The sequence below is a fragment of the Arthrobacter sp. 05N425 genome (genome assembly GCF_056397125.1).
This window is the reverse complement of record NZ_JBFTMU010000009.1, coordinates 81,992-88,433: the sequence shown is the minus strand read 5'-3', so window position 1 is coordinate 88,433 and position 6,442 is coordinate 81,992. Positions and strand designations below refer to the sequence as shown.

6 protein-coding genes are annotated in these 6,442 nt (G+C 66.5%); all 6 read right to left on the bottom strand.

Annotated elements, in window-relative coordinates:
- Window positions 1-111: 111 nt before the first annotated feature.
- The 6 genes from AC1DGE_RS12890 to AC1DGE_RS12865 all read right to left on the bottom strand — a co-directional run bounded on the left by AC1DGE_RS12890 (window position 112) and on the right by AC1DGE_RS12865 (window position 6,411).
- Window positions 112-885, bottom strand: coding sequence for an SDR family NAD(P)-dependent oxidoreductase (locus AC1DGE_RS12890; protein WP_441418292.1), 774 nt, complete (start codon window positions 883-885; stop codon window positions 112-114).
- 9 nt (window positions 886-894) lie between these two features.
- Entirely contained in the window at window positions 895-2,244 is a 1,350-nt protein-coding gene (locus AC1DGE_RS12885) for an MFS transporter (protein WP_441418291.1), read from the bottom strand.
- A 241-nt stretch (window positions 2,245-2,485) separates the two neighbouring features.
- The gene (locus AC1DGE_RS12880) at window positions 2,486-3,214 is read right to left on the bottom strand and encodes a FadR/GntR family transcriptional regulator (protein WP_441418290.1); all 729 of its coding nucleotides are present in this window, start codon (window positions 3,212-3,214) and stop codon (window positions 2,486-2,488) included.
- A gap of 179 nt (window positions 3,215-3,393) precedes the next feature.
- Window positions 3,394-4,296, bottom strand: a complete 903-nt coding sequence (gene sucD, locus AC1DGE_RS12875) for a succinate--CoA ligase subunit alpha (protein WP_441418289.1) — start codon at window positions 4,294-4,296, stop codon at window positions 3,394-3,396.
- Window positions 4,297-4,308: 12 nt separating this feature from the next.
- Entirely contained in the window at window positions 4,309-5,478 is a 1,170-nt protein-coding gene (gene sucC / locus AC1DGE_RS12870; RefSeq protein WP_175322051.1) for an ADP-forming succinate--CoA ligase subunit beta, read from the bottom strand.
- 225 nt (window positions 5,479-5,703) lie between these two features.
- Window positions 5,704-6,411: a hypothetical protein gene (locus AC1DGE_RS12865; RefSeq protein WP_476909127.1), complete on the bottom strand. Its 708-nt coding sequence runs from the start codon at window positions 6,409-6,411 to the stop codon at window positions 5,704-5,706.
- Between the last annotated feature and the right edge of the window lie 31 nt (window positions 6,412-6,442).

Below are 6,442 nucleotides of genomic sequence, written 5' to 3'. Positions count from 1 at the left end.
GAGGGGGTGGGCAGTGGGATGGCCGGCGGGGTAGGTGTCGGGGGTCATGCTGTGATCCTTCCGGGTGCCGTGCGGCCGGAACCGCACGGCACTTCCAGAGGCGCCGGGAGGTCAGGAGACCTGCAGGCCGCCATTGATGTCGTAGGTGGCGGCCGTGATGTAGCCGGCGTCCTCGCTCAGGAGGAAGGCCATGAGCGCCGCGACTTCGTCGCGGGTGCCGACCCGGCCCATCATGATGCCCTCGGACATGGCGGCTTTGCGCTCCTCGCTCAGCGTGCCGCCCATGATGTCGGTGTCGATCGGGCCCGGGGCCACCGCGTTGACGGTGATGCCGAACTCTCCGACTTCGCGGGCCAGTGCCCGGGTGAAGCCGAGGATTCCGGCCTTCGAGGCGCTGTAGGCCACTTTGGAGAACGTTCCGCCGCCGCGTTGCGCGGAGATCGAGGAAACGCTGACGATCCGGCCGAGCCGGCGTTCGATCATGCCCTTGAGGACCCGCTGCGAAACGATGAAGGTGCCGCGCATGTTGATCGCGAAGACCTTGTCCCATTCGGCGACGGAAGTCTCCATGAACGGCGTCGGCGAGCTGATGCCGGCGAGGTTGGCCAGGCCGACGATGGGCGGAAGCGACTCCTCGACCTCGGTGATGGCCCGGTCCACCGAGGCCTCGTCCGAGACGTCGGCGCCGACGCCGATCGCCTTGACGGCCCGGTTGGAGCCGATCTCGGCTGCGGCGGCTTTGGCGTCCTCGGCGTTGATGTCCAGGATCGCGATCGACCAGCCGTCGCGGGCCAGCCGGTCGGCCGTGGCGCGGCCGATGCCGCGGGCGGAGGCGGCGCCGGTCAGGACGACGGTGCGTTCGGCGGGGAAAGTGCTCTGTGTCATGAGTGGTTCCTAATGGCTGTCTGCGGCGGGGGCGGTCGCCCGGGGGGCGGAGACACCTTCCGGACGCTTGCGGGCGTAGAGATAAGTGGCGACGGCGGTGATCGCGAGGCAGGCCGCCAGGAAGGTCAGGCCGCTCTGGCTGTTGCCCGTGGCGTCCTTGAGGATGCCGACGATGTACGGGGCGACGAAGCCGCCCAGGTTGCCGAGCGAGTTCACCATGGCGAGGCCGGCCGCTGCTGCGGCACCGGTCAGCGCCGCGGACGGCATAGCCAGGAAGGGGGCGATCGCCGAGTAGATGCCCATCGCTGCGAGGGTCAGGAAGACCATGGCGAGGACCGCGTTGACCGGGAGCAGGTAGCCGGCGCCGAGCAGGCCGACGGCGGCAATCACCATGCTGACGCTGGCGTGCCAGACCCGGTTGCCGGTGCGGTCCGAGCGCTTGCTCCAGAAGTAGACGAACACCGCGGCGATGGCATACGGGATGAAGACGATGAAGCCCACCTGGACGGTGTCGAACTTGCCCAGCGCCTTCACGATGGTCGGCATCCAGAGGCCCAGGCCGTAGATGCCACAGACCAGGCCGAAGTACAGGGCCGAGTAGGCCAGGGTGCGGGGGTCCTTGAGGCCGGCGAGGAAGTTGTGGTTGCCGGACTTCTGCTTGTCGGCCAGTTCCTTGCTCATGGTGGTGGCGAGCCAGTCGCGCTCTTCGGGCTTGAGCCACTTGGCGTGCTCCGGGCGGTCGGTCATGACGAAGGGCGTGATGAGGCCCAGCACGATCGCCGGGATGCCTTCAATGATGTACAGCCACTGCCAGCCGTGCAGCCCGGCAACGCCTTCCAGGCCCAGAAGCATGCCGGACACCGGCGCGCCGAGGGCGTTGGAGATCGGCTGGGCCAGGATGAAGATGCCCAGGACGGTCACGCGCTGCGCGGCGGGGAACCAGAGGGTCAGGTAGAACAGGATGGCCGGGAAGAATCCGGCTTCGGCCGCACCGAGCAGGAAGCGGATGATGTAGAAGGTGGTCTCGCCGTTGACCAGGAACATGGCGGTAGCGAAGATGCCCCAGCTGATCAGGATGCGGGCGATCCACTTGCGGGCGCCGTAGCGGTACATGCCGCCGTTGCTGGGGATTTCCAGCAGGGCGTAGCCGAGGAAGAAGATGCCGGCGCCGAGGCCGTAGGCGGCTTCGGTGAGGCCGATGTCGCCCTGCATGCCAAGTTTGGCGAAGCCGACGTTGTTGCGGTCCAGATAGGCAACGAAGTACAGCAGGACAATCAGCGGCATGAGCCGCCGGCGGACCTTGCGGAGGGTGGTCTGGCCCAGTTCACTCAGGGCCGGAGCTGCAGTCAGGGAGGTCATCGCGGGCCTCCACCGGTGATCAGGGTGCCCTGGGAAGGGACGTGCGCGCGCATGAAGACTCCTTTGGCTGGCGGCGATCGTTTGTCGAAAGTAGATATCAGATGTCTGATATCTGTATGAGATTCTAATCACACGAAAGGACAGCGTCAACAGGATTGGTAAAACAGCCGGGCGGGATCGAAACCGGCGCAGCGCCCGCGCGGGTCAGCTGGCGGCGCGGGTCAGCTCGAGTCCGCGCGGGTCAGCTGGCGGCGGCGCCGCGGCTGGAGACCGCGAGGTAGCGTTCGTAGTCCTCGAAGGTCTGGGTGATGTGGGCGTCCATCGCGGAGCGCGCGGCGCCGGGCTCGCCGGCGGCAATGGCGGCCAGGACCAGTTTGTGGTGGTGGATCGCGTGCCGCTGCACATCCGGGAACGCCGAGGTCTCCCGCCGCATGGCGTAGAGCAGCGTCGAAAGCTGGCCGAGCAGGGCGGGCACGAACGGGTTGCCGGAGGCCCGCAGCACGGTGTCGTGGAAGGAGATATCCGCCAGGGTCAGCGCGTCGACGTCGCCCGAGTGGTGCGCGGCCTCCATCAGCTCGACGCTTTCCGTCATGGCGGCGAGGTCGGCCTGGCTGTGGCGTGAGGCCGCGAGCTCGGCGGCGCCAGTCTCGACCATCCGGCGGACCTCAAGCAGGCGCAGTGCCACCTGGTCCGAGGCCACCCCCCTTGACGCTGCCCGCATGATCGCGTCCAGGCCGGTCCAGCGCTCGGGCGGATTCACGAAGGTGCCCAGGCCCCGCTTCACGTAGACAACGTCCTGCGCCTTGAGGACCTTCATCGCTTCGCGGGCGGTCAGGCGGCTGACCCCTGACTCCTTGGCGATGTCGGCTTCCGGCGGGAGGGCGTCGTCGGCCTTGATCTGGCCGCTGAGGATGTACTCGAGGACTTTGTCCACGACGACGTCGACCAGCGTCCGTCGCGTTTCTGCCATCGTGATCCCCTGCCTGCGCGCACTCAAGCGCGCACTTTGCCTTTCCTAAACACTACTAGACGGACGGCGGCGGTCCTCGCCGCCGTCGTGCCTCAACGAAGAAACGCGGGGTCACTTCGCGCCCATCCCACCGAGTGGAATGGGCCGCAAGTGACCCCGCGTTGCCTTGGTGCTGGTGCCTAGAGTGCCGCGTAAACTTCGCGCAGCAGCTTGGCGGTCTCGGACGGCGTCTTGCCGACCTTGACGCCGGCAGCCTCGAGGGCTTCCTTCTTGGCCTGGGCGGTGCCCGCGGAGCCGGACACGATGGCGCCGGCGTGGCCCATGGTCTTGCCTTCCGGGGCGGTGAAGCCGGCCACGTAGCCGACGACCGGCTTGGTGACGTGGGCCTTGATGTAGTCGGCTGCACGCTCTTCGGCGTCGCCGCCGATTTCGCCGATCATGACGATCGCCTTGGTCTCCGGGTCAGCTTCGAAAGCTTCGAGGGCGTCGATGTGGGTGGTGCCGATGACCGGGTCGCCGCCGATGCCGATGGCGGTGGAGAAGCCCAGGTCACGCAGTTCGTACATCATCTGGTAGGTCAGGGTGCCCGACTTGGAGACCAGGCCGATGGGGCCCTTGCCCGTGATGTTGGCCGGGGTGATGCCGACCAGGGCCTCGCCCGGGGTGATGATGCCGGGGCAGTTCGGTCCGATGATTCGGGTGACCTGCTTGCCGTCGGCGTCAACCTTGGACTGGGCCAGCGCCCAGAATTCGGCGGAGTCCTGGACCGGCACGCCTTCGGTGATGACGACGACCAGGCCGATGCCGGCCTCGATGGCTTCGACGACAGCGTCCTTGGTGAACGCCGGCGGCACGAAGACGATGGAGACGTCGGCGCCGGTCTCGGCCATGGCTTCCTTGACGGTGCCGAAGACGGTGATCTCGTTATCGCCGTGCAGGACCGTGGTGCCGGCCTTGCGGGCGTTGACGCCGCCGACAATCTTGGTGCCGGCCTTGAGCATCAGGGCGGTGTGCTTGGTGCCTTCGCCGCCGGTGATGCCCTGGACGATGACCTTGGAGTCCTTGTTCAGATAAATAGACATAGTCGTGTCCCTTTACTTAGCTGCGTTGGCGAGCTCGGCAGCCTTGTCGGCGCCCTCGTCCATGGTGGCGGCCAGGGTAACCAGCGGGTGGTTGGCCTCGGCCAGGATGCGGCGGCCTTCCTCGACGTTGTTGCCGTCGAGGCGGACGACCAGCGGCTTGTTCGCGGAGTGGCCCAGCTCGGCCAGTGCGCCGACGATGCCCTTGGCGACAGCGTCACAGGCGGTGATGCCGCCGAAGACGTTGACGAAGACGGACTTGACCTGCTCGTCACCCAGGATGACGTCGAGGCCCGCAGCCATGACCTCGGCGGAAGCTCCACCGCCAATGTCCAGGAAGTTGGCGGGCTTGACATTGCCGTGGTTCTCGCCGGCGTAGGCGACAACGTCGAGCGTGGACATGACCAGGCCGGCACCGTTACCGATGATGCCCACCTCGCCGTCGAGCTTGACGTAGTTGAGGTCCTGCGCCTTGGCCTTGGCCTCGAGCGGGTCCGCAGCGTCCTTGTCTTCAAGGGCGGAGTGCTTCGGGTGGCGGAAGTCGGCGTTCTCGTCGAGGGTGACCTTGCCGTCCAGGGCAACGATGTCGCCGGCGCCGGTCTTGACCAGCGGGTTGACCTCCACGAGGGTGGCGTCTTCCTTCTTGAACACGTCCCAGAGCTTGAGGATCACGGCGGCGACCTTGCCGCGCAGTTCCTCGGCGAAGCCCGCGGCGGCGACGATCTCGTCGGCCTTGGCCTGGTCGATGCCGACGGCCGGGTCGATCGCGATCTTCGCCAGGGCTTCCGGGCGCTCGACGGCGAGCTGCTCGATTTCCATGCCGCCTTCAACCGAGCACATGGCCAGGTAGTTGCGGTTGGCCCGGTCCAGCAGGACGGAGAAGTAGTATTCCTCGGCGATGTCGGCACCCTGGGCAATCATCACCTTGTTGACGGTGTGGCCCTTGATGTCCATCCCGAGGATGTTGGTGGCGTGCTCGAGTGCCTCATCGGCAGTCTTGGCGACCTTAACGCCGCCGGCCTTGCCGCGGCCACCGACCTTAACCTGTGCCTTGACGACAGTTACGCCGCCGATCTTCTCGGCAGCTGCCTTTGCTTCTTCAGGGGTGTGCGCCACGATGCCAGCAAGCACGGGTACACCGTGCGCCTCGAACATATCGCGCGCCTGATATTCAAACAGGTCCACGGTTTAGTGTCCTTCTACGTCGAAGTAGTTTCTGTACAGCCGGACCCCACGTACTCGCGGTTACCGGGCTGCGGAATAAACGCACCCTGCGACAAGCTTGGAAACGAGCCACACGGCGCAATGCTCCTCTTTCGAACTCTAGTCCTTCGTTTGGACCAGCCCGACCCAGACTACCTGTTATGTGAGTAAGGACACTATTCTATTGAGCGTAGAAAAACCGCTAGATTACGGGGTTTTTGGGGCCTCCGACGGCGCCGCGGAGGCCGCCTTGGGGGCCGGCAAGATCAGCTCGTAACGGTCGCGCGCAACGAAGAAGGCGACGCCGGCGGAGACGTTTCCGCAGGCTACACCGCCGTTGTAGGCGGAGCAGCGGAGGCCGTTGCGCTCGACGTTCTTCCCATCCTCGAGGACGGGAAGCTGCGAGATCGGACCGTTGCGGGTGCCTTTGGGGCCGAATTCGGTTTCCTGCTGTGTGACGCCGGAGCGGCACTCCCCGTAAACCGCCTTGGCCGGGGTCAGCAGGGCCGTGCCGCCCAGGTAGCCGAGTCCGGTGCCGGCGCAGTCGTCGCGGATGTCCTTGGCGGACGGCTTCGGGTAGGCGCCGAGCTCACAGTGGGCCACCGGCACGGTCGCGAACTTGCCGTTCCCGCTGCCGCCGAAGCCGTTCTGTTCATAGGGCAGGTTGACGTGCTCGCCCCGGGCCGAGGTCAGTGAACAAACGATGTTGCGGTCCGCGGTGACGAAGCTCAGGGAGTCCTGGCCGGCTCCCAATGTCGCCGGGTCCGTCAGGGGTGCCTGCTTGAGCTGCTCCAGGGCGGGCAGCGGGGCCGGCGGGACGTAGTCCGGGTCCTTTTGCGTGACGGTGCACGCCGTGGCCGCCAGTGCCAGGAAGGCGGCCAGGATCCCCAAAGATGTCCGTCGCATGCGCTCCATTATGCCTGTCGGCGCGCGGTTACCGGTGGAT